Source organism: Yoonia litorea, assembly GCF_900114675.1.
Taxonomy (GTDB): Bacteria; Pseudomonadota; Alphaproteobacteria; order Rhodobacterales; family Rhodobacteraceae; genus Yoonia; species Yoonia litorea.
On the sequence record NZ_FOZM01000001.1, the window covers coordinates 947,096 to 973,807 of the forward strand.

General features: G+C 57.6%; 27 protein-coding genes. 10 read left to right on the top strand and 17 right to left on the bottom strand.

The window, feature by feature from the left end; translation table 11 throughout:
- The first annotated feature begins 146 nt into the window (after nt 1-146).
- The 3 genes from BM316_RS04995 (at nt 147) to BM316_RS05005 (ending at nt 4,654) form a co-directional block, all read left to right on the top strand.
- Nucleotides 147-1,232 carry a TRAP transporter substrate-binding protein gene (locus BM316_RS04995; protein ID WP_090204733.1) on the top strand — a complete coding sequence of 362 codons (1,086 nt, stop codon included), beginning with the start codon at nt 147-149 and terminating at the stop codon, nt 1,230-1,232.
- Nucleotides 1,233-1,339: 107 nt separating this feature from the next.
- On the top strand, nt 1,340-2,284 hold the full coding sequence (locus tag BM316_RS05000; RefSeq protein ID WP_090204736.1) for a TRAP transporter small permease subunit: 945 nt from the start codon (nt 1,340-1,342) through the stop codon (nt 2,282-2,284).
- Between the two features lie 15 nt (nt 2,285-2,299).
- Nucleotides 2,300-4,654: a TRAP transporter large permease gene (locus BM316_RS05005; RefSeq protein ID WP_090204739.1), complete on the top strand. Its 2,355-nt coding sequence runs from the start codon at nt 2,300-2,302 to the stop codon at nt 4,652-4,654.
- Between the two features lie 67 nt (nt 4,655-4,721).
- On the opposite strand, the gene BM316_RS05010 is transcribed toward BM316_RS05005, so the two are convergent.
- From BM316_RS05010 to BM316_RS05025, 4 genes are all read right to left on the bottom strand, one after another.
- Nucleotides 4,722-5,528 carry an arginyltransferase gene (locus BM316_RS05010; protein WP_090204742.1) on the bottom strand — a complete coding sequence of 269 codons (807 nt, stop codon included), beginning with the start codon at nt 5,526-5,528 and terminating at the stop codon, nt 4,722-4,724.
- 99 nt (nt 5,529-5,627) lie between these two features.
- Nucleotides 5,628-6,062, bottom strand: a complete 435-nt coding sequence (locus BM316_RS05015; RefSeq protein WP_090204745.1) for an RDD family protein — start codon at nt 6,060-6,062, stop codon at nt 5,628-5,630.
- Nucleotides 6,063-6,140: 78 nt separating this feature from the next.
- The gene (locus BM316_RS05020) at nt 6,141-6,575 is read right to left on the bottom strand and encodes a DUF2852 domain-containing protein (RefSeq protein WP_090204748.1); all 435 of its coding nucleotides are present in this window, start codon (nt 6,573-6,575) and stop codon (nt 6,141-6,143) included.
- Between the two features lie 114 nt (nt 6,576-6,689).
- Entirely contained in the window at nt 6,690-7,160 is a 471-nt protein-coding gene (locus BM316_RS05025; protein ID WP_090204751.1) for a YbaK/EbsC family protein, read from the bottom strand.
- Nucleotides 7,161-7,229: 69 nt separating this feature from the next.
- On the opposite strand from BM316_RS05025, the gene glnE reads away from it, so the two are divergent.
- The gene (glnE, locus tag BM316_RS05030) at nt 7,230-9,992 is read left to right on the top strand and encodes a bifunctional [glutamate--ammonia ligase]-adenylyl-L-tyrosine phosphorylase/[glutamate--ammonia-ligase] adenylyltransferase (RefSeq protein ID WP_090204754.1); all 2,763 of its coding nucleotides are present in this window, start codon (nt 7,230-7,232) and stop codon (nt 9,990-9,992) included.
- 372 nt (nt 9,993-10,364) lie between these two features.
- Here the strand turns inward: glnE and BM316_RS05040 are convergent, their stop codons facing one another.
- The 3 genes from BM316_RS05040 to edd form a co-directional block, all read right to left on the bottom strand.
- Nucleotides 10,365-12,566: a methyl-accepting chemotaxis protein gene (locus tag BM316_RS05040; protein WP_131802542.1), complete on the bottom strand. Its 2,202-nt coding sequence runs from the start codon at nt 12,564-12,566 to the stop codon at nt 10,365-10,367.
- 70 nt (nt 12,567-12,636) lie between these two features.
- Nucleotides 12,637-13,278 (bottom strand): bifunctional 4-hydroxy-2-oxoglutarate aldolase/2-dehydro-3-deoxy-phosphogluconate aldolase, encoded by a 642-nt coding sequence (gene eda / locus BM316_RS05045; protein ID WP_090204763.1) that lies wholly within the window; start codon nt 13,276-13,278, stop codon nt 12,637-12,639.
- A 78-nt stretch (nt 13,279-13,356) separates the two neighbouring features.
- Nucleotides 13,357-15,162: a phosphogluconate dehydratase gene (gene edd, locus BM316_RS05050; protein WP_090204766.1), complete on the bottom strand. Its 1,806-nt coding sequence runs from the start codon at nt 15,160-15,162 to the stop codon at nt 13,357-13,359.
- A gap of 168 nt (nt 15,163-15,330) precedes the next feature.
- On the opposite strand from edd, the gene BM316_RS05055 reads away from it, so the two are divergent.
- From BM316_RS05055 to BM316_RS05065, 3 genes are read left to right on the top strand one after another with little or no spacing between them, the layout of a single operon-like run.
- The gene (locus tag BM316_RS05055) at nt 15,331-15,888 is read left to right on the top strand and encodes a DUF6778 family protein (protein ID WP_242649760.1); all 558 of its coding nucleotides are present in this window, start codon (nt 15,331-15,333) and stop codon (nt 15,886-15,888) included.
- A gap of 45 nt (nt 15,889-15,933) precedes the next feature.
- Nucleotides 15,934-17,139, top strand: coding sequence for an RSP_2647 family RNA methyltransferase (locus tag BM316_RS05060; protein ID WP_090204768.1), 1,206 nt, complete (start codon nt 15,934-15,936; stop codon nt 17,137-17,139).
- Nucleotides 17,136-17,684, top strand: coding sequence for an RSP_2648 family PIN domain-containing protein (locus tag BM316_RS05065; protein ID WP_090204771.1), 549 nt, complete (start codon nt 17,136-17,138; stop codon nt 17,682-17,684). The genes BM316_RS05060 and BM316_RS05065 overlap by 4 nt, the downstream gene beginning before the upstream one ends.
- 41 nt (nt 17,685-17,725) lie before the next feature.
- Here the strand turns inward: BM316_RS05065 and BM316_RS05070 are convergent, their stop codons facing one another.
- The 9 genes from BM316_RS05070 to BM316_RS05110 all read right to left on the bottom strand — a co-directional run bounded on the left by BM316_RS05070 (nt 17,726) and on the right by BM316_RS05110 (nt 23,928).
- Nucleotides 17,726-18,415 carry a M48 family metallopeptidase gene (locus BM316_RS05070; protein WP_090204774.1) on the bottom strand — a complete coding sequence of 230 codons (690 nt, stop codon included), beginning with the start codon at nt 18,413-18,415 and terminating at the stop codon, nt 17,726-17,728.
- 143 nt (nt 18,416-18,558) lie between these two features.
- The gene (locus BM316_RS05075; RefSeq protein ID WP_090204777.1) at nt 18,559-18,786 is read right to left on the bottom strand and encodes an MOSC domain-containing protein; all 228 of its coding nucleotides are present in this window, start codon (nt 18,784-18,786) and stop codon (nt 18,559-18,561) included.
- Nucleotides 18,783-19,415: a DedA family protein gene (locus tag BM316_RS05080; protein WP_090204780.1), complete on the bottom strand. Its 633-nt coding sequence runs from the start codon at nt 19,413-19,415 to the stop codon at nt 18,783-18,785. Before BM316_RS05080 ends, BM316_RS05075 begins: the two co-directional genes overlap by 4 nt.
- A complete protein-coding gene (locus BM316_RS05085; RefSeq protein WP_242649762.1) occupies nt 19,412-19,765 on the bottom strand; it encodes a hypothetical protein in 354 nt (117 codons plus the stop codon). Before BM316_RS05085 ends, BM316_RS05080 begins: the two co-directional genes overlap by 4 nt.
- 59 nt (nt 19,766-19,824) lie before the next feature.
- A complete protein-coding gene (locus tag BM316_RS05090) occupies nt 19,825-21,012 on the bottom strand; it encodes a vWA domain-containing protein (RefSeq protein ID WP_090204783.1) in 1,188 nt (395 codons plus the stop codon).
- Between the two features lie 3 nt (nt 21,013-21,015).
- Entirely contained in the window at nt 21,016-21,186 is a 171-nt protein-coding gene (locus tag BM316_RS16665) for a hypothetical protein (RefSeq protein ID WP_090204786.1), read from the bottom strand.
- 13 nt (nt 21,187-21,199) lie between these two features.
- On the bottom strand, nt 21,200-22,474 hold the full coding sequence (locus BM316_RS05100) for a DUF2927 domain-containing protein (protein WP_311135657.1): 1,275 nt from the start codon (nt 22,472-22,474) through the stop codon (nt 21,200-21,202).
- Nucleotides 22,475-22,554: 80 nt separating this feature from the next.
- A complete protein-coding gene (locus BM316_RS05105) occupies nt 22,555-23,010 on the bottom strand; it encodes a GNAT family N-acetyltransferase (RefSeq protein ID WP_090204792.1) in 456 nt (151 codons plus the stop codon).
- A 78-nt stretch (nt 23,011-23,088) separates the two neighbouring features.
- The gene (locus tag BM316_RS05110; RefSeq protein WP_090207570.1) at nt 23,089-23,928 is read right to left on the bottom strand and encodes an AAA family ATPase; all 840 of its coding nucleotides are present in this window, start codon (nt 23,926-23,928) and stop codon (nt 23,089-23,091) included.
- Nucleotides 23,929-24,105: 177 nt separating this feature from the next.
- Between BM316_RS05110 and dksA the strand changes: the two genes are divergently transcribed.
- Genes dksA through BM316_RS05125 form a run of 3 tightly spaced genes read left to right on the top strand, consistent with a single transcriptional unit; the run spans nt 24,106 to nt 26,340 of the window.
- Nucleotides 24,106-24,528, top strand: coding sequence for an RNA polymerase-binding protein DksA (gene dksA, locus BM316_RS05115; protein ID WP_090204795.1), 423 nt, complete (start codon nt 24,106-24,108; stop codon nt 24,526-24,528).
- Between the two features lies 1 nt (nt 24,529).
- Nucleotides 24,530-25,678: an FAD-dependent monooxygenase gene (locus BM316_RS05120; protein ID WP_090204798.1), complete on the top strand. Its 1,149-nt coding sequence runs from the start codon at nt 24,530-24,532 to the stop codon at nt 25,676-25,678.
- A gap of 29 nt (nt 25,679-25,707) precedes the next feature.
- Entirely contained in the window at nt 25,708-26,340 is a 633-nt protein-coding gene (locus BM316_RS05125) for a hypothetical protein (protein WP_090204801.1), read from the top strand.
- Nucleotide 26,341: 1 nt separating this feature from the next.
- Here BM316_RS05125 and BM316_RS05130 read toward each other — a convergent pair whose 3' ends face one another.
- Nucleotides 26,342-26,668, bottom strand: a complete 327-nt coding sequence (locus BM316_RS05130; RefSeq protein ID WP_090204804.1) for a hypothetical protein — start codon at nt 26,666-26,668, stop codon at nt 26,342-26,344.
- Nucleotides 26,669-26,712: the final 44 nt, after the last annotated feature.

Sequence of the window (26,712 nt, forward strand, 5' to 3'; positions counted from 1 at the left end):
CCGCCCGGATTGGTAAGAAAAGTGAACAATTCACGCCAATACGGTCATCAATGCGCTTTATCTTTTCAAAGCTGGCGCTAGGATGCCCCTCACTTGAGAGGCCGTTCTGGGAGGACGGCCATTAAACCAATCGGGAGAATAACTCTATGGATCGTCGTTCCTTTCTAAAGAATTCGGCTCTTGGCGGCACGGCCGCTGCAGCTGCGACGCTTGCTGCGCCTGCTATCGCTCAGGGTCGCCGCACGCTGACCATGGTGACTTCGGTGCCAGATGGCTTTGCGGTTTTTGACGACGCTGCTGTCAAGTTCGTCGACCTTGTCAACGCAATGTCCGACGGCCAGATCACCATCGAAAAGCGGGCTGCTGGCCAGCTTGTTGGTGCATTCGAAGTTTTCGACGCGGTTTCTTCGGGACAGGCTGACGTCTATCACTCTGCTGACTACTACTTTGGCGGCCAGCACCCAGGTTACTACTTCTTCACGGCTGTTCCATTCGGTGCAACCGGTGGCGAAATGATCGCTTGGTACCAGCACGGCGGCGGTAAAGAGCTGCATGACGAACTGGGCGAAATCTTCAACCTCAAGTCCTTCTTCTGCGGCAACACCGGCCACCAGCCAGGTGGTTGGTTCAACAAGGAAATCAACTCCGCGGCTGACCTGCAGGGCCTGAAGTTCCGTATGCCTGGCCTTGGTGGTCTGGCTCTGGGCCGCACTGGTGCATCTGTTCAGAACATTCCAGGTGGTGAGATCTATCAGGCGCTGGCATCCGGTGCGATCGACGGTGCTGAGTGGATTGGTCCATTTGCTGACGAACGCCTTGGCTTCCAGGAAATCTGTGAGTTCTACTACACCTCCGGTATGCACGAGCCAGGTTCGGTTCTGACCGCTGCATTCAACCGCGATGTCTGGAACGAAATGACACCTGCACAGCAGGCCATCTGTGAAACAGCCGCAGGCATGACACACCACTGGTCGCTGTCGCAGTCCAACTACAACAACGGTGCTGCTTTGGCCCGCCTGCAGGCGCAGGGCGTTAAAGTCATGCAGTTCCCAGATGACGTTTGGGATGCATTCGGCACAGCTGCGTCCGAAGCTCTGGACGAGTTCATGGGTGACGAGCTCTTCGCACGCATCCGCGCGAGCCAGGAAGAGGCAGCGGCCTCTGTCTACAGCTGGACAAGCATCTCTGACGGCGTCTTCGCCGATCAGCGCGCGCGCTTCAACGCAGGTTAAGCGAGTTGCGCCGGCCCATGACGGGTCGATGACACAAATTGGAGGGCCCCGCCGCTGGTGGGGCCCTGCACATACGAACAGACACTGTATCCAACCGGGGGTCATCCATGGGATTGGTTGAATCATGGGGCGGTAACGCGATTGGCTGGTTCTTTGCCCACCTGATCGAAGCGTTCTACAACTTCTTTTACGCAATCTTTAACCCCGGTCTCTGGCTCTCTTGGGTGCCGACGATCAACGGCCCGATGGAGACCGAGCAGAAAGAAGCGCTGATGCGCTTTATCTATTACGGCGCCTCAGTCGAGCTTTTCTTTGTCGTCCTTGTTGCCTTTCTGATCGTCACAACGATTGGTGTGATCAACAACCGCTTCATGTGGGGCTGTGTGCGGGGGCTGGAAGGTTTTGCCAATGTGGTTGGCCGTGTGGCCGCCTGGGCCGGCCTTTTGATGGTTCTGCAACAGATCGTCATCATCTTCATGCAACGCGTCTTTGCAGTGGCCGAGATCAGCATCGGTTTCGGTGCGACCTTCAGCAAGGACGTCAGCTGGTGGTCAGAAGAGCTCAAGTTCTACAACGCCATGATCGTATGCCTGTGTGCCGCCTACACCTTTGTTCAAGGTGGTCATGTTCGCGTTGACCTTGTCTATTCCGCTATCAGCTTCCGCGCGAAGCGTGTCATCGACATGCTTGGTTCGATGATCTTCATGGTGCCAGGCGCGCTGGTGATCTGGCTTTACGGCTGGTTCTTCATGTGGCGCCACCTCGTTGTGCCGAACCCATCAGCCTCTGACACGCTGGACCGGCTGCTGACCAAAGCGCGGGCCTTGCGCTGGAATATCGAAACCATTGGTTTCTCACCCAATGGGTTCAACGCCTACTTCCTCTTCAAGGTTCTGTTGGTCGTCTTCACACTGATGATCCTCTTGCAGGCCGTCGCGTTCTTCTATCGCTCTTACCTGGAGTGGAACGAGGGGCCAGAGAGCGAAGGCAAATATCTCGACAAAGACGTCCTTGGCGATCCGACCGCCGAAACCGTCGCCAAAATTCACTAAGGTAGGGCAGTTACAATGCTATTCGGATTAGACGGCATCGAAGTCGGTATCATCATCGTCTTCCTGACCCTTTTCGCCGGTATCCTTTCAGGCTTCCCGGTGGCGTTCGCCATCTCAGGCTCGGCGGTTATTTCATTCGCGATCATCGCGGCACTCGACAGTTCGGGCCTCCTTCTGCACGCGGCTGTCGATACAACGACGGCCGAATACCGCGAACTCGTCAATTCCGGCGTGAGGCCGGAGGCGATCTCGGTCTTCCGATACCCTGAACTTCCGCGATATGAGGACGTCCTGTTCCCGAGCGGCTGGGAAGTGGCACTCGACCGGAATATCGGCTTTATGGTCAACCGGATGAACGAACGTGTTCTTGCAGGTCAGTCGATCGAGACGCTGCTTGCGGTTCTGATGTTCGTGATGATGGGGATCGTGCTTGAGCGTTCGCGCATCGCTGACGAACTGCTGACCACAATGGCCAAGGTCTTTGGCCCGTTGCCGGGCGGTCTGGCCGTATCCATCGTGATCGTGGGCGCATTCCTTGCTGCATCGACCGGTATTGTGGGTGCGACTGTTGTGACCATGGGGCTGTTGGCGCTGCCGACCATGTTGAAGAACGGGTATTCGCCGCAACTCTCGACCGGTGTGATTGCCGCCTCAGGGACCCTTGGGCAGATCATCCCTCCGTCGATCGTGATCGTTCTGCTGGGGACGCTGGCGGGTGATATCTACTCTGCGGCTCAGGAAACACGTGCGCAGTTGGCAGGCTGTACGGACGCGCTGACATACCTTGGTTCGCCAGCGGTGCTGTCGGTGGGTACCCTGTTCCAGGCCGCGCTTCTGCCGGGTATCCTGCTTGCGGGTCTTTATGCCGGTTATGCTTTCGTCTTTGCACTGATCAACCCGTCCAAAGCGCCGCCAGTGCAGCTTGGCGATACTGCCGGGCGGGAAGTGATCACCCGTAACGAGGCCTTCACCTGGTTCCTGGCTGTTCCGGTCGGCATCATCGGCCTTGCGATTGGTCTGAGCCAGACGAACATCATGGGATCACAAAGCATTCTGGTGGATTCCTACACGGATTCCAGCGAGGCTGCTTCGTTGCGGACCCGCGTCAGCGATGACTGCCGCGAAGCGATGATCGAATTGCACGGGCAGGAGGCTTGGGATCAAGCTGTGGCCGAGCAATCTGCCATCGACGACTCCGGTGGCGCCACTGAATCGCGCCAGCTCACGCCCGAAGAGCGTGAAGACCTCGTACAGCAGGCGATTGCAGCTGCCGCACCAATCGGCACTGGTATTGGTATCCTTGCCGTGCTCTTGGGGCTGGTCTTCGCCATCGCGCGTGGTGTGTCACCAACCGGAGATCACAGGCCGATCTGGATCGGTGTTGCGGGGATCGGTTTGATGTTGCTCGCCGACATTCTGTTCATCAGTGCGGCGACATCGCCGGGAACAGCGACGCTGATCCTGCTTATCCCGTTTGTGGTCATCTACATCGGGTTGCGGCCAGCGGTGCAACTGCTGGGGCAGAACGATATCCTGCGCGTTGTGTTCCCGCCGCTTGTTCTGATCGTCGCTGTGCTGGGGTCGATCCTTGGTGGTATCACCAACCCGACGCCCGCAGCGGCGCTTGGTGCCGGTGGTGCTATCCTGCTTGCCGCTTACCGCAAGCGCAAGGATCAGGGTAAATCCGGCAAGATCGTGATCTATTCCGCCCTCACCATCGTTTTGATGCTGGTCATCGGGGCTAACTTCGATCTGAGAATGGGGCAGGAGGTTGTGACCTTTGAAAACCGTCTGGCCTATATCATCGCTTTCGGCTGCTTCCTTTTCTCGATGTTCGGCCTTTTGTGGTCTTGCTGGGTGTTGATCGCCGGTGGCGTGCTCGCGCCTGTGGTCAGAGAGACGGCCAAGGTGACATCGATGGTCTTTACGATCCTCATCGGCTCGCAGCTTTTGAACTTGGTACTGATCTCCTTTGGCGGAGAGCACTACATCCAGCAGTTCCTGCGGTCATTCGACAATGAATGGCAGGTGTTCTTGCTGGTCATGCTGGTTCTATTCGTGCTGGGCTTCGTGCTCGACTTCCTGGAGATCATCTACATCGTGATCCCGATTGTGGGGCCGGTTATCTATGGTGGCACGTTCGATCCGAAATGGGTGACGATCATGATTGCGGTGAACCTGCAGACCTCGTTCCTGACACCGCCATTTGGCTTTGCGTTGTTCTACCTGCGTGGTGTTGCCCCGAAGTCCATTACCACCGGTGAGATCTACAAGGGCGTGATGCCGTTCATCCTGATCCAGGTTGTTGGTTTGCTCTTGCTGGCTTTCTTCCCGGGCGTTGTGACGATCATTCCAAACCTGCTCAACTGATCAGGTTTGCAACGAAAAAGAAAGGCGGCGCGAGATGCGCCGCCTTTTTTGTTTCAGCAAGTTCTGTTTAGGTGAGGCCTGCCGGCAGGTTGATGCGCGCCACCTGTTCGGCTATCGGATCAGTTGACAGCGGATGCACGTCAACGCTGTAATCTGACGGATCACCAAGGGGTTGCCATTGTCCGGCCCGATAGATCTCCAGTCCGGAGAACTTCGCCTTGTAGTCCATCTTGGGGCTCCCTGGCACCCAGTATCCCAGATAGACGTAAGGAAGACCCAACTCGCGGGCCACGTTGATATGATCAAGGATCACATAGGTTCCCAGTGACAGCCGATGCGCCTCCGGGTCGAAGAACGAATAAACCATGGACAGCCCGTCATCGAGGATGTCTGTCAGGCAGACGGCGCTCAATCGGCGGCCGTCATTGTATTCAAAGAGTCGCGATTTGATCGGGGTTTCCTCGACCATCGCTGCGAATTCGAAGATGTCCATGTCCGCCATTCCGCCGGTAGCGTGCCGATCATCGAGGTATTGCCGGAAAAGGTCGTATTGCTCCTCAGTCGCCCATGGCGATGTGGCGCGCCGATCCAGATGTGAGGCACGGCGCAGAATGCGCCGCTGGCTTTTGCTTGGCTTGAACGCGGCGACATTGATCCGTGCTGACATACAGGCGGCACATTCAGCACAGGACGGACGATAAAGGACGTTTTGTGACCGGCGGAAGCCTTGCTTGGAAAGGGCATCATTCAAATCAGATGCCCGGTCACCCTGCAAAGCGGTAAACAGCTTCCGCTCCATGCGGTTGGGCAGGTACGGACACGGCTGAGGCGCCGTGACGTAGAATTGCGGTGTAAATGGCAGCGTATGCTTCATCGGTCACTTTCGAGACGTTCGGCATAAACTCTAACACGGTTTTTCGCGCCGCCAAGAGTCGGATTGACGCAACCCTGCTGCGCCAATCCATGGTATAAATCAGCCGTTAATGGCTTCTGTGCCCAAGACCATATCGGTCAGGCCCTGACCTCGCGGCGTTGTCAGCATCAGGATGATGGAGACCAACTGCAAAGGCGGCATTGCCACGCTGATCGAGTAGCCAAGCGTATGCGCAAAAGCGAGGCCACCGGTCAGGTCATAACCTTCACGATCCCGCAGGCGCACCCCTGTCAACCACATCCCCCAGGTTGCCGAGCCGGAGGCAATGGTCCACCAGCGATAAAAGAATCCGACCACCATCATCAGGAAGGGGAAGAAGAAAAGCCCTGTGAAGGCTGTGAACGGAACAATGATCGCAGCAATAATTCCGATAAAGACCATGTCGATGATCCACGCCAGACCACGACGAAGCGGAACGCCAGCATAAAGTTCTGGCTGGTGATCGGTATCAAATGTGTCTCGAGAAGTGCTCATCTGTGATGGACCTTTATCGTTGGAAAGTGGGGAGGCGGCCAGTCGGGGAGGGCTGGCCGCCAGTGACACGCACCTTACTTAGGCACTCGCAGGGCTCGTGTCATCGTCACGCGTGTCGTTTGCACGAGCGCGATCATTCATGAACTGGTCGAACTCGGCCTTGTCCTTGGCGTCACGCAGACGCTTGAGGAAGGCTTCGAAGTTGTCCTGTTCTTCTTCGAGGCGACGAAGCGTTTCGGCTTTGTAGGCATCGAATGCGCTGTTGCCAGAGGTGCGGCCCATATGGCGGCTACGGGCACGTGTCATGGATTTGCAGGACGAATTGAACATGCGTTTACTCCAGATCATGTAAGCAAGAAGGGCGAGGCCGATTGGCCAGAAGAAGATGAAAAGGACAACCATGGCGGCGATCCATGCGCCTTTGCCACGCTCGTCAAGCCAAGACTCGGCACGGGCGAAGAACCCGGGGCGGTGATCCAACGCCATTGGTGTCTGCGAAGTGGCGGTGTTCATGGTTGGCTCCTTTTGTGTCTGTTGAACAATGTGAATGTCTTTCACATCACAGATATCGGGAGTCAGGCGTGCCTATTCAAGAGAAAATGTGAATGTTTTTTACATTTACATTTATTATGTCGTAAAATCAGATGCTTGTGCCCCTGAAATTCTCAAGAGAACAGACGGAGAAATCGGAAAAATATGGCGCGGCGTGCCCGCTGCGGCGTAGATTCTGTCAAATTCCAGCAGGCGGAGATCAAAGAATGCGGTGATGGGGTGCAAATGGCCGACAGGTGCGACACCGCCGATTGCAAAGCCTGTCTGATTGCGGATCAGGGCAGCATCTGCTTTGCCAAGTGGCTCCTGTGCCAACGCGCTGGCCTTGTCCGTATCGACCTGGTTTCCACCCGCGGTGATGAACAGCACGGCTTTTCCGGAACTTTGGCCGGCAAAAATGACGGACTTCGCAATCTGGTCAAGCGCGCAGCCCGCAGCATCTGCGGCTTGCTGTGCGGTGCGTGTTTCCGGTCCGAGCTCCAATGGGCTCACATCGAGCCCTGCGTCGGCGAGTGCTGCGATAACACGTTTGAGGCTCTTGCTCATTCTTCTGGTCTTTCATCGTTTTGCCACTTGATGCATTGACGCGGCAGGGGGGCGCAATACTCTGAAGCCATGAATTTCGCTGATCGGATCACAAGGACGCCCATTGCCCATGACCCGGAGCGTGGGGCGGATGCTCTATCGCTTTTTGCGGACCTTCCGACAGCGTTGGCCGATGTGATCGCAGGCACGGCTGGATGCAGCCCTTATCTGGCTGATCTGATGCGGCGTGAGACTGAGTGGATCACAGAAGCCTTCGATCATCCCGAGGGGGCGCTTGCGGATCTGTTATCAGCTATTCCCGACGTCGGGCTGAGTGACCTGCCAGTCGCGTTGCGTGAGGCAAAGCGGCGTGTCGCCTTGCTGACGGCGCTTGCTGATCTGGCGGGTGTTTGGCCGCTCGAAACTGTGACGCGTGCACTGACGGACTTTGCCGATGCCGCAGTGCAGGCCAGCGTGGTCAGGCTGGTTGAGGCTGAAGTTGCACGCGGCAAACTGCCGGCTGGCGACGATCCGGCAAAGGCGGGCGGAATGGTTGTGCTTGCGATGGGAAAGATGGGGGCGGGTGAGCTTAACTATTCTTCCGATATCGACCTGATTTGCCTGTTCGACGAGACGCGCTTTAACCCTGACAATTACCATGAGGTCCGCGCGGCCTTTATCCGGGTCACCCGCAAGATGACCGCGATCCTGTCTGACGTGCGTGACGGAGGCTACGTCTTTCGGACAGACCTGCGCTTGCGGCCGGATGCCTCTGTCACGCCCGTTTGTCTGTCAATGGAGGCAGCGGAGCGGTACTACGAGAGCGTTGGAAGAACGTGGGAACGCGCGGCCTACATCAAGGCGCGCGTTTGTGCGGGGGACCATGAGGCAGGCGCGCGGTTTCTCAAGACACTTGGTCCTTTCGTCTGGCGCAAACATCTTGATTTCGCGGCCATTCAGGACGCCCACGATATGCGGCTGAAGATCCGCGACCATAAGGGGCTTCACGGTCCGCTGATTCTGGAAGGGCATAACGTCAAATTGGGGCGTGGTGGCATTCGCGAGATCGAATTTTTCACCCAGACGCGCCAGCTGATTGCAGGAGGACGCGATCCTGACCTGCGAGAGCGCGGCACAAAAGAAGGTCTCGAAAAGCTGGCGTCGGCCGGATGGGTGCCTCCAGAGACTGCGTCGCGACTTTATGATCATTATCGGTTCCACCGCGAAATCGAACATCGTTTGCAGATGATCAATGATGCGCAAACGCAAACCCTGCCGCAGGATGCGGAAGGGTTTGCAAGGCTTGCAGCCTTCACCGGTCAGTCAGCCGATGCACTGCGCACAGAGCTGACAGAGCGTTTCGACGATGTGCATGAGCTGATCGAAGGTTTCTTTGCGCCAGAACCGACCGATCAGGCGGCCACCCCGGACTGGGGCGCCGAAACGGTTGCGAGATGGCACAGCTATCCCGCCCTCCGCTCAGCCCGGGCTGTTGAGATTTTCAACAGGTTGCGACCTGAAATCCTTGAATGTCTTCAGGATGCGGCCAAACCAGAAGAAGCGCTTGTGCAGTTTGACGGATTTCTGCGGGGCTTGCCTGCGGGGGTCCAACTGTTCGCCTTGTTCGATGCAAACCCGCAGTTGACGCGGTTGATTGTGGACATCTGTGCGACAGCTCCGGCGCTCGCGCAGTATCTGTCACGCAACGCCGGCGTCTTTGACGCTGTCATAGGCGGGTCTTTCTTCAGCCCTTGGCCAAGGGCCAGCAAGCTGCGCAAGGAGTTGGAAGAACAGCTCTCCGTCGCAGGCGACTATGAGGCGCAGTTGCTGACGGCACGTCGGTGGGCCAAGGAATGGCATTTCCGGATCGGGGTGCATTTTTTGCGTGGCCTCATCTCGGCCGAGGATGCTGGCGCGCAATATACCGATCTTGCCGATGCGGTTCTGCAAGGCATTTGGCCGGTTGTTGTCGCTGAATTCGCGTCAAAGCATGGAAATCCTCCTGGTCGTGGCGGCGCATTGGTCGCGATGGGATCACTGGGGGTGCGGCGGCTGACGGCGCATTCGGACCTTGACCTCATCATGATCTATGACCCGCAGGATATGGACGCATCCGAAGGGCGGCGACCGTTGCCGGCTAGAACCTATTTTGCAAGGCTGACGCAGTCACTGGTGACGGCGTTGACGGCACCCATGGCCGAAGGGCGGTTGTATGAGGTTGATATGCGTCTCAGGCCGTCTGGCAAGCAGGGTCCTGTCGCCACATCGTTGGCGTCTTTTGCGACGTACCAGCGTCAGGACGCCTGGACATGGGAGCATCTGGCCTTGACGCGCGCCAGACCACTTGTCGGTGCACCTGATCTATTGGCTGACATTGAAAGCATCCGCTGCGCGGTCATTGCAGAAAAATCCACCAATCCCGAGATTGTGGCGGACGTGAAAGACATGCGACGTCGCTTGGCCGAGGCGCAGCGTGCGACGGGCTCAATTGATGCCAAGGCAGGTGAGGGCCGTTTGCAGGACATTGAGCTCTTTGCACAATCATTGGCGCTCCGTGCAGGATCAGATGCGGCGCGGCTGTCAGAGCAACTCGCCGCGGGTGTCGCAACAGACAATCTTGATGCCGCTGATGCGGATGCGCTTTTAAAGGCGGCGGGGCTTTTCTGGCAATTACAGATGTCACTGCGGCTTCTGACCGGCGAAGCTGTCGATTTCGACGCTTTGGGGGAAGGGGCAAAGCGGTTTATCTTGCGCGAGACAGGGGCCGCCTCGATTACTGACCTCGAAGGGCGACTGGAGCGCGCAGCGGTTGCGGCAGATAAGATCATCTCAAACGGACTGGAAAGTGAATGACGATCGAGAAAGACCCTGATCCCAGAGGTTTGATCCGGGAAGCCTTTAGGATGGATGGAATCAGGGAAGCAGAATGTCGGAGCATCTTTCTTGATTGGGCTTTGGGGCTGCCGATGGCTGTGGATAATCACGCAGCGATCAGGTCCCTCATTGCCACTTATCAAGGAACGGTCCCCGCAGATCACCCGATGTTGCAAGTGTTGACAGCGGCACTAGAGGGCGAAGCGACGCCGCGACGTCGCGGGGGGCGTCGCGCGCGGCTGGTCTGATCCGCTGGTAAGGCTGAGAGGTTTGCTCAACGAGTGCTCGCTTTTCTGTCGACCGGACAGAAGCAAAGAGCCAGCACCATTGCCAAACGTTAAACAGCCAGGCCTAGAACTCCTCCCATATGGCAGCATCGTCAGTGCCAGTCGCTTTGCCGGTCTGGGGTGATCGATATTCTTCGTCACCGTCCGTTGCCGTTTGCGCTATGGCCTTTGACAGGCCGTCGATGTGTAGGGGGACGATCGTATCGGTGTCACTGTCAGACACCCGAAAGCGGCTGATCTTGTCGAGCAGATTGTCAGTCTCCTGCAGCAGGTCATCGCTCCGTGTGAGTGATTCTTGCACCATGGCGGCATTCTGTTGGGTCACCTGATCAAGCTGGTTCACGCCGATGTTGATTTCCGACAGTCCGATGGACTGTTCTTCCGCGCTTGTCGCGATCTGACTTGTCATATGCGAGATGTCGTTGACCTGCGAAATGATCTCGTTCAGTGCCTCGCCGGCATTCCCCACCAGCGTGGTGCCTTGGGCCACATGGCGTGAGCTGTTGCCGATCAGCGCCGAGATCTCTTTGGCGGCGTCTGCAGAGCGTTGTGCCAGAGCGCGCACTTCTGATGCGACAACGGCAAAACCACGTCCGGATTCGCCAGCGCGCGCGGCTTCGACACCGGCGTTCAGGGCCAAGAGGTTTGTCTGAAACGCGATGTCATCAATCACCCCGATCACCCGCGCAATCTGGCTGGATGAGTTTTCAATCTCCGCCATGGCGGCAACGGCCTGTGCGACAACTTCGCCATTCTCGGTCGCTTCACGACGCGCCTTGGCCACCGAGGCATCGACTGACTTCGCATGCTCTGCGGCGGATTTTACCGACGCTGTCAGTTCATCGAGCGCCGCTGCGGTTTCTTCAAGCGTCGCGGCCTGGTTTTCAGTGCGTTGAGACAGATCGTTGGTCGCAGCGGTGCCAGCCTGGGTCGAGGACCCGATCCGTCGTGCTGCGGCTGCAACCTCCCCAATTGTGCTTTCCAAGGCTTCTAGCGCGTCGTTGAAGTTGATCCGCAGTTCTTCGTACTCCGGTGCGAAGTGATCGGTAATCTGCGACTGCAGATCCCCTTTGGCCAGACTGGCAAGCTTTCCTTTCATTTCCTGCACGACGCGATCCTGTTCCTGACGCAGCTTGGCGCGTTCTTCTGAGGCTTGCGCCCGCTCGATTTGGGCATCCTTGAAGATGGCGAGGGAGCGGGCCATGCGTCCAAGTTCGTGGCGATGTTCCTGGCCCCGGATCTCGATCGCATTGTCACCGCCAGCCAGCGCCTCGGTTGTGTCTGCGAGACCCTTCACTGACTTTGTGATCCATCGACCGATGCCAAATGCTGCCATGATTGCGATCAGGCAAGAAAGCAGCCCAACAGACGGGATAATCAGCAAAAGCGATGCGACAATGCCTGCGCCCTCAGGTCCGAGAACGTTTTGCCGACTGACGATGCTATCACTGAGTTGATCCAAGGTCGCTTCGATCCGTGGGCCGATTTGATCGAGGGCGTCGCGCTGAATCTGATCGGCTTCGCGGGTGCTGCGGTCAAAATTTTCAAGCAACGCAGGAAAGTCGCCAAGTTCGCGCTGCAGGCTGCTAATCAGCCCCGCGATGTTCGTCTGCTGGTTTAAGGCGTCGAGCCGCCTGAGTGCTGTTTCCGTGTCCCCGAATTGCGCAAGCGCGGCATTGAGATCACTTGCATCGGTGCTTTCAAAGAATTTTCCGACCGAAACCAGACTGCCTAGTCCAAGCTGCAGCACGCGCCCGGCAGCGGTGATCGTGGCTGTGCTGCCGGTCTGGACCGTTTGGGTGAAGATATCGTTGACCAGCGTTTGGATACCTTCCGCCTTAACCCCGGCGTCCTGCTTCCCAGCGGCCGCTTCGCCCAGAAGGGCAGAGACCTGCATGAACTCAGTCTGATAGGCGCTGGCATCACGGCGCACCTGTTCGATTGTTGCCAGCCGTGACGGATCTCCTTCGAATGCGGCAACCAGCTGCGTATCGTCAGTCACTTCTGCGATGTTGCTGAGGACTGCTGCGCGATCTGCCGCATTGGGCGCACTGCGATAGCGAAATGCCGCAATACGCGCTTCGAACACGTCTTCCATGTATGCGGCGGCGGCGACGGATTGTGCAGAGATATTCCGGTATTCGAGGTAGCCCGATCCCAACGCACCCACGGCGCGATAGGAAAACAGGGCCAGACCTGCGACCATCAGGATCATTATTACAAAGCCCGCGCCAATGCGGCGCGAAATTGACCAGGATTCAAGCATTTCCACCCCTCCATCTCAGGATGGGGGTGGTGTTAGCCGTGAAATACTAACTTTCGGTCAAGGACACCGATTAGCGCGCCAAGCCTGCCGCTTCTGCCGCAAGTGCTGTGATTGCGTCCCAATCACGTGCAAGGATGTGGTCCTTGGGCGCGACCCAGGACCCACCTACGCAAAAGGTATTCGACAAATTGAGATAGTCGGGTGCATTGGACAAGCTCACCCCGCCTGTCGGGCAAAACTTGACCTGCGGGATTGGTGCGCCAATCGCCTTGAGTGCCGCAGCACCGCCATTGGCCTCTGCCGGGAAAAACTTTTGCACACGGTATCCGCGTTCCAGGAGACGCATCGCCTCGCTTGACGTCGCCGCACCTGGTAGCAGCGGTAGCTCGTTGGCTTCGCAGGCCTCAAGAAGTTTGTCAGTTGCACCTGGTGAGACACCAAAAGTCGCGCCAGCATCCTTTGCATTCTCGACATCCTTCGGTGTCAGGAGCGTCCCTGCACCGACAACGCCACCCGCGACCTTTGCCATCTCACGGATTGCATCAAGTGCCGCCGGTGTGCGCAACGTGACTTCCAATGCAGGCAAGCCGCCTGCAACCAGCGCGGTGGCAAGATCAGCGGCAATGTCAGCATCCTCAATGACGAGAACGGGCACGACCGGTGCAAGTTTGCAGACTTTTTCAGTGGCTTCCGAGGCTTGTTGCGGTGTCATTCTTGTTTCCTTGGATCGGGGCCACGGCCCGTTTGATAGGGCTGCGGCACGTGTTGTTTTCGCGCATTTGGCGCATCGTTAAACGGCGACGCCGGCGCCTTCTGTGACCAGTCCGACGTTACGACGGAAAACTTCAAAGAGCTCGCGTCCGACGCCGTTGCCATTGCCTGTCAGATCAGCAGTTGCTGCTGTGCGGCTGTCGAGATCAACGCCCAAGACCTCGATCGTTCCGGTGGTTGCATCCAGACGGATTACGTCGCCATCCTGCACTTTTGCAATCGGTCCCTGATCGGCCGCCTCTGGGCAGACGTGGATTGCGCTGGGGACTTTTCCTGACGCGCCAGACATGCGGCCATCGGTGACCAGAGCAACCTTCAGCCCACGATCCTGCAGAACAGCCAGAGTGGGTGTCAGACCGTGAAGTTCCGGCATGCCGTTCGACTTCGGTCCTTGAAAGCGGACGACAATCACCGTGTCAGATGTGAATTCACCAGCCTTGAAAGCCTCTTTGACAGAGGCTTGATCGTGAAACACGCGGGCAGGGGCCTCGATGATATGGCGTTCTGATGCCACAGCAGATGTCTTGATCACGCCGCGTCCCAGATTGCCTTCAAGCTGGGTCAAACCGCCGCTTGCCTGAAACGGATCAGTGGCGGGCCGCAGAATCTTGTCGTTCTGGCTTTTGCCCGCACCGGGTTCGTAACTGACCCGACCGTCGCTCAGTTTGGGTTCTTGGGTGTAGAGGTTCAGTCCGTCACCAGCGACGGTCTTGACGTCGCCATGAAGCAACCCCGCATTCAAGAGCTCGGAGATCATAAAGCTCAGACCACCTGCTGCGTGGAAGTGATTCACGTCGGCCAGACCGTTCGGATAGACCTTCGCCATCAGCGGGGTCACTTCTGACAGATCACTGAAGTCCTCAAGATCAAGTATGACGCCTGCGGCCTTCGCCATGGCTGGCAAGTGGATGACAAGGTTTGTCGATCCGCCTGTTGCCATCAGCCCCACGATGCCGTTCACGAATGCACGCTCATCGAGAATTTCGTAAACGGGTCGGAAATCATTGCCGAGCGCGGTGATCTGCAAAGCACGTTCGGTTGCAGCGTCGGTCAGCGCCTCGCGCAAAGGTGTGCCTGGATTGACGAAAGACGCGCCTGGCAGGTGCAGACCCATAAATTCCATCAGCATCTGGTTGGTATTGGCTGTGCCGTAGAACGTGCATGTGCCGGGGCCGTGATAGCTTTCCATCTCGGCTTTCATCAACTCTGCACGGCCGATATTGCCCTTGGCGAATTCCTGACGGACGCGGGATTTTTCATCATTTGGCAGCCCTGACACCATCGGTCCCGCTGGCACAAAAATGCCTGGGATATAGCCAAAGGTCGCCGCCGCCATGACCAGACCCGGCACGATCTTATCACAGACACCGAGATAGAGTGCGGAATCGAAAACATTGTGCGACAGACCAACCGCTGCGGACAGTGCGATCACATCACGCGAAAAGAGCGACAGCTCCATCCCGGTCTGGCCTTGGGTGACACCGTCACACATTGCCGGCACGCCACCTGCGACCTGCGCGGTGCCACCAGCGCGACGGGCTGCATCCTTGATCTTCTGCGGGAAGGTTTCGAAAGGTTGATGTGCTGACAGCATATCATTGTAGGCAGTAATAATGCCGATGTTCGGAGATTTCTCTGCGACCAGACTGTCTTTGTCGCCGCCCATTGCCGCGTAGGCATGGGCCTGATTGCCACAGGTCAGATGGGCGCGTCGCGGCCCTTCAGCGGCAGCCCGTGCCATCGTATCGAGATAGGTTTTGCGCGGCCCTTCGGAGCGCGCGCGAATACGGTCGGTGACCGCTGCAATCTTTGGGTGAAGCGACATATCATCCTCACAATTCGGTTTCGCCCGCGCTATAGCAAATCGTGTTAGCGCTAACAAGGGGTCGAGCGGAAACAACTTGCATTCAAGGGGCGAAAGGTCAGAGAAAAATCATACTTTTGCCGCGAAAGTCGGGTTAGTCTGGGCAAAACGAAATAGAGGCACATCAGCATGTTACGTCGGGCTTTTCTTGCAACGTCAATCCTTTCTCTCACCGCAGCTTGCGGGGCAGGGAGTGTCGCACAGTGGACCGATCCCAGACCTGTGATGCAGCGGTCCTATGACCTGCAGGGTCTGCGATTTGCAGCGCGTCAGGGCATCGTGGTTTCTGAGGCAGGGAATTTCTATCCGCAGGCCGATGTTGTCTGGCGCGGTGATCCCCTCGGTCCCCGCATTCCCCAGATCGAAGCGATCTTCGAAGAAGCGGTGAGGCGTAACCAGTCGGTGCTCAACGGATCGACGCCCGTTATTCTTGAGGTCGGATTGATCCGCTTTCACGGTGTCACCGAAGCAACCCGCGCCACGGTCGGCGGTGTTTACAACATCATTTTCGAACTCACGGTGCGTCATGCAAGAACCGGCGAAGTGATCGAGGGACCACGACGTGTCATCGGAAACCTCAGCGCACCTGGCGGGTCACGTGGCAGATCACTTGATGCGGCAGGACAAACCGAAAAAGTACGCGTGACCGATTTCCTGACAGGGTTCCTCAGACAACAGCTTTCGTAAGGCGCGGGGTTTTCAGATCAGGACCGTCAGGATAGAGGGCAGGTTATGACTGATCAGAACACAACCAGCCGCCCCACCGTTCGCCTGACACCGAAAGCCGAAGCCCGTGCTATCCGGCATGGATTTCCTTGGGTCTATGCCAATGAACTTGTGACGGACCGGCGCACGCGCAGTCTGACCCCTGGCAGTATTGCACGGCTTGAAGACGCCAGCCGTACTGGTCTTGGCGTTGTCGCGGTCAATCCGCAATCGAAGATCATTTGCCGTATGTTGGACCGCGATCCGGAGGCAGTGATTGATCAGGACTGGTTTGCATCCAGACTAAAGCGCGCGCTCGCCCACCGTGACCGTCTCTATGACGCGCCCGTTTATCGGCTCGTCCATGCAGAGGCAGACGGCCTGCCAGGCGTGGTCATCGACCGGTTTGGCGATGTTGCGGTCGTGCAACCCAATGCGGCTTGGGCGGATACTTTGATTGAACCGCTTTCAGCCGCGCTTAAAGACATCACAGGCGTTGCGACAATCATCATGAACGGGTCCGGTCGCGCGCGCGCACTCGAAGGATTGGAGGACCGCACCGAGGTGCTGCTCGGCACAGCACCCGACGCACCAATCCCAGTCCCGATGAACGGGGCGATTTACATGGCCGATGTGATGGGCGGACAGAAGACGGGGCTCTTTTTTGACCAAAGGCCCAATCATGCGACGGCCGCTTCACTTTCTCGCGGTGCGCGTGTTCTGGATGTGTTTTCGCATGTCGGCGGCTTTGGCCTTGCCGCGCTCGCAGGTGGTGCGACCTCGGCCCTTGCTGTTGACGGCTCCGAGCCTGCACTTGCGCTGGCCAGCCAAGGGGCGGCTGAGATGGGAAAGACCTCGCAGTTTGAAACCCGCAAAGGCGATGCCTTCGACGTTCTGGCCGCCTTGGCCGAGGAGGGGCAAAGCTTTGACGTGGTCGTTTGTGATCCGCCAGCCTTTGCGCCGTTTAAGAACGCATTGGATGCCGGTCTGCGCGCCTATGAACGCGTGGCACGTTTGGCGGCACCACTGGTGGCAGATGGCGGGTATCTGGTGCTTTGCTCATGTTCCCACGCCGCAGACCTCACAAAGTTCCGCAATGCAAGTTCGCGTGGTATCGGGCGGGCAGGGCGGCGCGGTCAGATCATACACACCGGTTTCGCCGGACCAGACCATCCCCTGATGCCACATCTTGCCGAAAGCGGATATCTCAAGGCCGTCTTTTACCGCCTATGAGGGTGATGCTGGACGCATGCGTGCTTTACCCGACCGTGATGCGCGAGATGCTGTTGGGCTGCGCAGACGCGGGATTGTTCGAGGCGCGGTGGTCGCCGCGCATTCTCGAAGAGTGGGCAAGGGCTGCAGGAAAACTCGGACCTGCTGAGGAAGTCTGGGCACGCGGCGAGATCGCCACGCTCAACGCAAAAATGCCTGCTTCAGAGGTCAGATACGATGAAAGTTTCGCCAGAAAGTTCTGGTTGCCCGATCCGGCCGATGTTCACGTCTTGGCTGCCGCTGTTGCGGGGTCTTGCGACGGGATCGTGACGATGAACAGTAAGGACTTCCCAAGGAATATCCTTGGCGAAGAAGCCCTGCTGCGTTGGGACCCTGATGCATTCGTGATGATTTTGCATAAGGATGCGCCGCAGGTGGTGTCCGCTGTTGCCGACCGCGTCTTGGCAGAAGCCAACCGCCTGTCGGATCGCCCTTGGACGATGCGTGCCTTGATGAAAAAAGCGCGATTGCCGAAGATCGGCAAGACGCTGGAAAAGAAGGTTTGAACCAGTTTTTCACGCAGGCGGAACCGTGAGCCTCAACCCCGCTAGGTGCCGCTGCTCCACTTGCTTTCATTGGCTTCAATCGCCGCTATGCGCTGCGGTGTTTTGGGATGGCTCATCATCCACGCAGGCGTTGCCGCGCCGCGCGCGCCAGTCAGCTTTTCAAGCTTCTGGAAAAGGCTCTTTTGCGGCGCCGTGCCGATTCCGGCTTTGACCAGCAGTGCCGAAGCATAGGCATCTGCCTCAAACTCATCACTGCGTGACAGCCGCGCGGCCAAGAGGCTGGTCAAAGCGCCAGCGATCCACGGCCCGACCCAAGGGATGAACCGCCCCAAAATCATGGCAAGTGCCGTTCGCATCGCGTTCTGACCGGAAAAGTCGATCATGCGGCGGCGCGAATGGCCCAAGGCGACATGGCCCAGTTCATGCGCAATCACTGATGCCATCTCCTCGGACGTGACCTCACCTGACCGGTACTTGTTGAAAAAGCCACGCGTGATGAAGATGCGCCCGTCGGGGGCGGCCAGTCCGTTGACGGGCTCGATCTCGTAGATGTGCACCTTGATCCGTTCGATATCCAGCGCCTTTGCCATCCGGTCCATGAGAACCTTCAGGATCGGGTCAGCCAGTTCCGTCGAATTCTGGTCAAGCTCCCGTTTTGTCCGCCAAACGGAAAATCGGTACATCACAAGACCGTAAAGCACGGCGAGCAGGATCGGGGTCAGTTTGATCATGGTTCAGATATGGGCGTGGCGGCAGGTTTCTCAAGATGCGCCAAGGACAGCTTTGGCATGAGCAACGCGTTTGTGATGGGCCGGCGTCTTGAGGACCGTTTGAAGGAAGTCGCGATCGGCATTGCGTTGCAAGCAATGACCCATCAGGAGCTGCGACCCATTTCTTCGGACCACCATGCACGGTCCTGATCGCCAAACAGATAGACAGCCTGATTGCGTCCACCGTGGTTTTCGGTATCAACAATATGATCACTGACCACGCCGGTTGTCGCGATCACAGCCGAATCCACAGGCTTCTTGAAGTGGCCCGTCATCCCGCTTTTTACGGGGGTTGGCTCAGGTTTGCCGATGAGGACACTGAGAAGCTTCATCTTTTCCCCGACCCCTTGCCTGTGTTTTGCCTCTTGGCTTCGCGCTGTTTGCTTGCACGGATAAGCCAAAGGGACAGCCCACCTGCCACGACCGATGCTGCCAACAGACCAGAAATGTTACCGAGCAGAGCCGAAACAGCGGCGATGTTATCGGCAAAGACATATCCCAGACCAATGTAACTTGTGACCCAGACCAGTTCACCTGCGGCACTCCAAGCGGCGAAACGCGACCAGCGAAAGCCGGCCAGCCCGCTGGCGTAGTTCACATAGGGGCCCAGAGGTGCTACGAGCCAGCGCGAGAAGAACACGCTCATCCCGCCCCAACGGTCCATGTACTCCGCCGCGCGTTTCTTAAGTGCCGCGCGTTTCGGGCGTCCGGTCAACCAGCGTTCAAGCCGCCCACCAAAGCGATGCGCGAGGTAATAGCCTGTATTGTCTCCAAGGACTGCGCCCGCAAAAGCTGCCACGGCCGCCATCACGATGGAGATATCGCCTGTCGCAGCAAATCCGCCTGATGCCAACATCAAAAGTGACGACGGTACCGGCAAGGCCAGACAGCTTAGAAACGTCACCACGAAAAGCAGCGGCACGCCATAGTCGGCGGCAAAGGCGAGAACCAGATCGTTCATGAACGATCCGCGCGGTATGACGCAACCGCAGCGTCAACGCGCATTTGCATCTGCTCTAGCGTAAGGCCCGTTTCGAGCGCGAGCGTTTCAAGCGATGCCCGTCTGGGAACACCCCCGCCTGTAAGCCCGAGAGCTTCAAGAACCACTGCTGGCGGGACCTCATAGGAGCGGGCCACATAGCGCGGTGTCATCCAGTCCTGCAAAGGCTGTTCGAGTTTTGCCGGATTGGACCAATAGATAATCTGGCTGGCAGTGCGGACACCAAAGACACCCGTCAGGCACAAAACGCAGATCAGCACGACCACACCAAGTTTGTGGTGCGCCCAGATGTCAGAAATTCGATGCCACATGAACATTCACCTTATTGCGGTGATTGCAGCCTGCGCTTCGTCTCCGCAAGGCTCAAGCCCTAACGGCCCAAAACCCGCATTCCCGCATCAATCCCCGATAGTGTCATCGGCACCATGCGGTCTGGCCCGAAAATGTCCTGGATCATGCTGATGGACTGCGTGTATGGCCAGTAGCGTTCCTGCAGCGGATTGATCCAGAGGTTGTCGGGCCATTGATCGCGCGCGCGTTCCAGCCAGACCTGCCCTGCTTCCTCGTTCCAGTGCTCATTGGCTCCACCGGCAAATGCGATCTCGTAAGGAGACATGCTGGCGTCGCCCACGAAGATACACTTGTAGTCTGATCCAAACGTGCGCAGCACATCCCATGTCGGGGTTTGCGCGTTCCAGCGGCGACGGTTGTCTTTCCAGACTCCCTCGTAAAGGCAGTTGTGAAAGTAGAAATGTTCGAAGTGCTTGAACTCTGACTTCGCGGCGCTGAACAGCTCTTGCACCACCTTGATATGCGGGTCCATCGAGCCGCCAACATCAAGAAACAGCAAGACTTTGACCGCGTTGCGCCGTTCGGGGCGGGTTTTGACGTCCAAATAACCATGCTCAGCCGTTGCGCGGATGGTGCCGTTGAGGTCCAACTCGTCATGCGCACCGTCGCGCGCCCAACGGCGCAGCCGCTTGAGTGCTACCTTGATGTTCCGCGTTCCCAGTTCAACATTATCGTCAAGGTTGCGAAATTCGCGCTTGTCCCAGACTTTGACCGCGCGTTGATGGCGACTTTCCTTCTGGCCGATCCGCACACCTCCGGGGTTGTAGCCATAGGCACCGAAGGGCGAGGTGCCAGCAGTCCCGATCCATTTGTTGCCACCTTGATGGCGTCCTTTTTGTTCGGCGAGCCGCTCTTTGAGCGTTTCCATCAGTTTGTCAAAGCCGCCCAATGCTTCGATTTCTGCTTTCTCTTCGGCGCTCAGGTGCTTTTCAGCCAGTTTTTCCAGCCAATCCGCCGGAATGTCGACGGCGTTGAGCACCTCTTCGGCTGAAATGTTTTCGAGCCCTTCAAAACTGGCGGCAAACGCGCGGTCGAATTTATCGAGATGCCGCTCGTCCTTGACCATAATGGCACGGCCCAAGAAGTAGAAGGCCTCGATATCGTAGGTTGCGAGACCCGCTTTCATGCCCTCCAGAAACGATAGGAATTCGCGCAGCGAGACCGGCACACCGGCTTTGCGCAAATTGTCGAAGAACGGCAGGAACATGGATCAGATATAAGCCCGTTCGATGAAAATCAGCATAAACAAACCGACAAGCCCAAAGATGATCGCAAAGACCGCCGCCCACTGGGCCATATCCTTGCCCTTGCCACCTTTGGATTTGGCACGCCAAGCGCCAAAAATTGCACCAAAAAGCATACCTGCGAGCGGAAAAATCATCCCGATTACCCTGTTACATCTGTGGTTGTTGCGGTGGCAGCGACGCGATTTCGTTCAGACGTGCGACCACCTCGTCGCGCGAGCCGAAGCCATAGAGCCCATATCCCAGACTGTCCAGCCGCAGCGCCATTCCGGCCGCCCTGTTGCCCTGCAAATCCAGCGCCTCTGCCTGGAACATCATCAGAAGGGACAACAGCGCCGCATTCTCGTGTCTGCGTGCAAGCGGGATCGCAGCTTTGGTAACCGCAATCGTTGCTTCGGCGTTGCCTGATATGAGCGTGTAGGCGGCAATCTGAAGTGCCACGAAGGCGCGGTGTATCCGTGTTTCGGGATCAGCGCGATAGGTGGCCATTGCGGCATTGAAGGACGCGAGCGCACGCGACGGATCGTTGTCGATTTGCAAGCGGCCGTTGGCGTAATGCGCAAATCCCAGACGTGGGCCGTCCCACCCCAGTTGTTCTGCGATCTCAACGGCGCGCTGCGCGGCAATCCTGCGTTGACGGTCAGAGCGGCCTTCAGACAGCGCCCGTTCCACCTGCGACTTCCACAAAGGCGTGGTCGGCGGCGGGAAGCGGGCAGGGATGCCTTCACCGCGCGGATTGAGACGCCTCAAGATGGCCGGCAGCCGTGCAGCGACCTGATCGCGAGTCATGCCGCTTTGCAGTTCCGGTGCATAAAATGCCCGCAACATCAGCATGTCAAAACCGGTCAGGACCGTATTGATGTTGTCGTCGTTGAACACGCTGTCGGGCAGGCGGTAGAGATCGTTGAGCGGCCCAAGCGCCTGCGCCAGTTCTTCATGCAGGCAATCACGGACTTCCTGTGGCGTGACATCTGATGGCAAAAAGATCGCAGCGCGGTCCCGTCGGGGGAGGGTGCCCCAGTCAAGCGCCCCTGTGCCTCGCGCAGCCTGCAATTCTGTCCAGCTCTGGACGCGCGGCACGACAAAGCAGGCGGCGTTGGGTGCAAGGCGCTTTAAGGCTGCGTTAGGGACCGATTCAATGACGATGTTGGCCGTGGGACCTGCCACCATGCTGATGTTGATGCCTGCCTCGCGGCGCAATCGAAGTATTAGCCGGTCCAGATCGCGACGGGTCAGCGCTGTTGTTCTACCGCGCAGCGCCACCGTTATCGGGCCTTCAAATCGTGTAAGCACAGGCAACGGTCGCCCGCTTTCCATTTGAAACGCCAGATCCAGAAAGTCCCGCGCCATATCGATATTGGCCCGCGTCGCAGGGCCAGGGCTGTCACCTGCAAACGCCTGAACCGACGGAAAACTTAACCTCATCGGCTCTTGCCGGGGTGCGTTTGGGACTGGCGGTGGAGCGCAAGCGGCGAGAAACGCCAACAAAGGAAGGATCAAGAACTTCATGCAGGGCGTTGATATTTGATGAAATTCGTCTTCTTGGCCACACGGTCATAAAGCTGCTGTGCCGTGTAGTTGTCATCCTGCGTCAGCCAATAGACCGCAGGTGCACCGCCAGCATCTGCAGCCGCATAGACAGCCTCAATCAGTTTGCGCCCGATGCCCATTCCGCGGACTGACGGATCAGCAAAGAGGTCTTGCAGGTAGCAGACGTTTTCGATGCGCCAACAGTGTCTGTGAAAAAGGAAATGCACAAGCCCGACAAGACGGCCATCCATTTCCGCAACGAACGCGGAAAAGTCTTGCGGATCGTCCCCCAGCAGTCTTGCAAAAGTCGTGACATAAACGTCGTCTGGCACTTCGCTGTCATAAAAGGCCAGGTAATCCTTCCACAACGCACGCCATTCAGTTTCGTCGCTCTGTCGCACGGCGCGAATGGTAATATCAGATTGCGCCATCGACGGCCTCCAAGCGGTTTCCTGCAAGACTAGCGGTTCTGTCGGGGCGGGCCAGTCACTTCACTGTGGGGTGATCACTCACCGGCCGTTACGGGCCATGAATGCAAGACGCTCGAACAGATGCACGTCCTGTTCGTTCTTGAGCAGCGCACCATGAAGCTTCGGCAGGGCATTGGCGCCGTCACGCTTGAGGTCTTCAGCAGTCAAGTCTTCTGCCAGCAAAAGCTTGAGCCAGTCGAGCACTTCCGACGTTGACGGCTTTTTCTTCAACCCAGCCGTCTCGCGCACCTCGTAGAACTGGGTCAGGGCGGTTGTCAGTAGGGAATCCTTGATGCCGGGATGATGCACCTCGACGATCTGGCGCATCGTGTCGATATCCGGGAACCGGATGTAGTGAAAGAAACAGCGCCGCAGAAACGCATCCGGCAGTTCTTTTTCGTTATTGGAGGTGATGATCACGATAGGGCGATTCACGGCCTTGATCGTTTCGCCGGTCTCGTAAACGTGAAATTCCATCCGGTCGAGTTCTTGCAGCAGATCGTTCGGAAACTCGATGTCGGCTTTGTCGATTTCGTCGATCAGCAGGACGACTTTGCCCTCTGCTGCAAAAGCCTGCCAAAGCTTGCCTTTCTTGATGTAGTTCGCGACGTCATGGACTTTTTCGTCGCCCAACTGACTGTCGCGCAGGCGGCTGACCGCATCGTATTCGTAAAGCCCCTGTTGGGCCTTAGTTGTTGATTTTATGTGCCATTCGATCATCGGCAGGCCGAGTGCAGCACTCACCTGTCGTGCCAGTTCGGTCTTTCCGGTGCCGGGTTCACCCTTGACCAGAAGCGGACGCTCCAAGGTGACCGCAGCATTGACGGCCATCGTCAGGTCGTCGGTGGAGATGTAACTGTCAGTCCCTCTGAATTGCATATCCTGCCCTTTCATTTGCGTGGAACTTAGCAGGCGGTTTGCGATCATCAACCGCAACGTGGCGGCGCTTTTGGGGGTGACTCTGCCCCTGCGGAAGCGTAAACTCAGGTTTACAGTTGGGGTATCGCCAAACAACAGGAATAAGTCTGAATGCGGCGAGAGCAAAAGGGTGTAGAAATGAAGGTCGAGGTATTCCTCGCGGACGATTATCGTCCGGCTGATGACGAACCATTTATGAATGACAAACAGACAGAATACTTCCGCAGGAAGCTTCTGAACTGGAAATCAGAAATTCTTGAAGATAGCCGCGACACCGTTGCTGGCATGAAAGATTCCACAAGAAATATTCCCGATATCGCAGATCGCGCATCCGAAGAGACAGATCGTGCGCTTGAACTGCGGACACGCGACCGCCAGCGCAAACTGGTCAGCAAGATCGACGCCGCGCTGCGCCGCATCGACGAAGGTGAATACGGCTACTGTGAAATCACAGGCGAGCCGATCTCGCTCAAGCGTCTGGACGCGCGGCCCATCGCAACAATGAGCCTTGAGGCGCAAGAGCGTCACGAGCGCCGCGAGAAAGTCCACCGCGACGACTAGGATGCGGTTTAACACCGATCGCAATGTCGCCATCATCGGTGGCGGCATTGGCGGGCTCACGGCTGCCCTTGCCTTTGCCCAAAGCGGTGCATCAGTCACCGTTTATGAACAGGCGCCTGCACTGACAGAAGTGGGGGCGGGCCTGCAAATCACACCAAATGGAATGCGCGCACTGGACAAGCTTGGCTTAGGCAAAGCGCTGGCTGCGTCAGGTATCGCGGCGGACGCTGTTGTGCCGACAGACGCGCATAGCGGCAAGCCGATCACGAGATTTGACCTGACAGCGCAATCGCCGCGATACCGGTTTTTTCACCGTGCGGTGCTGATCGATATTCTGGGGCGCGGCTGCGAAGCGGCTGGTGTGCGGGTAGAGCTTGGCGCGCGCATCGGTGAGGTACGCCCTGACGGGTCTTTCCAGCATGGGGCAGACCGTGTGAAGCCTGATTTGACGGTCGGCGCAGACGGCCTGCATTCGACGCTCAGACCGCTGATGAACAAGGCTGACAAACCGTTCTTTACGGGACAGGTCGCATGGCGCGCCCTGACCAAGGTCAATGCGGTGCCGCCAGTTGCGCGCATCTGGATGGCGAAGGGGCGACATCTGGTGACGTACCCCATCGGGAACAACTGGCTGAATATTGTCGCTGTGCAGGAACGCGGCCAATGGGCAAAAGAGGGGTGGCATCATCCGGACGACCCCGGAAACCTGCGCAAGGCCTTTGCCGATTGTTCGTGGGAGGTGAAGTCAATCCTGGCTGAGGTCACGCATGTGAACCTTTGGGGGCTTTTCAGACATCCTGTTGCACAGCGCTGGCATACAGGCTCGATTGCGCTTCTGGGCGATGCGGCGCATCCGACACTGCCATTCCTGGCGCAAGGAGCGAACCTCGCCATTGAGGATGCTTATGTGCTGGCACGCACCTGTGACGAGACCGCAGACCTTCAGGCAGCTTTGCCGTCATACCAGAGCAAGCGCAGACCCCGCGTGGTTCGCGCGATTGAGGCGGCCAACAGCAATGCGCGGAATTACCATCTTGGTGGTGTAAAACGGCGCGTCGCGCATTTGGGTCTCAAGACCCTCGGAACCGTCGCACCAAATGCGTTTCTCAACAGGCTTGGTTGGCTCTACGATCATGATGTGACGGCCTGAGCGGAGGCCCAAGTCAGCGAGGTGAAAAGATGCGTGCCCCAACCAGTGTCGTGACCCTTGACAAGCTGGGGCGTGTGCGGCTTTCGCAGAACTTCTGGATGCGGGAGTTTCTCTACTCAGAGGTCGCAAACTTTCACGGCATCCCCAATATGCCTGACGATCCCGATCTGGCGATCGCAGCCGGAACCCAGCTTTGTGAAAACCTGCTGGAACCACTGCACCGGACTTTCGGCAAGGTCCTCGTGCGTTCTGCTTATCGGTCACCGACGGTCAACAAGTTTTGCAATGACCAGCAACGCGCCGGCAAGGCGGGCTATCCGTGTGCGGCCAATCCGGCGAACTACGCCGGACATATCTGGGACATCAGGGATTCAGAAGGGTGCATCGGGGCGACGGCAACAATCGTCTTGCCATGGTTTGCCGACCGTTACGAAAAAGGTGCTGACTGGCGTTCACTGGCGTGGTGGATACATGATCATCTGCCTTATGACAGCATGTATTTCTTTCCCAAGCTTGCAGGTTTCAACCTCACTTGGCACGAAAAACCAAAGCGTCGGATCGACAGTTATGTGACGCCCAAAGGATGTCTGACCAAGGCGGGTATGGCGAATAATTCGGGTGATCACGCGGAATGGTATCGCGATTTCCCTCAGCTTGCCTGATCTACCTGGCGCGCCAGTTGCGGCCCGCCTGATGGGTGACTTTCTCAAGCACAGTATGAGAGCGCCAATCGACGCGGTAAATCTCATCCTCAATCTGCATGTAGACCCAGCCATCCCGGACCAGCGGCAGCCCGTAATATCCGGCGTTCATCAAGAGTTGGTGTTCGCCACGCTTGAGGACCTCACCGATCTCGACCGGGTCCGGTTCAGGTGTTTCGGGTTGGGGGATGGACACACAGGCCGTTCCGGCAACGGCAATGCGACATTGCGCCTGTCCCGCAACGGGCAGGGCTGCCAATAGACCGACCATCAAAACAAAACTGCGCATGCGCTTTTCTCCGCTTCTAAGACTAAGCGTTGAAAGACGATTTA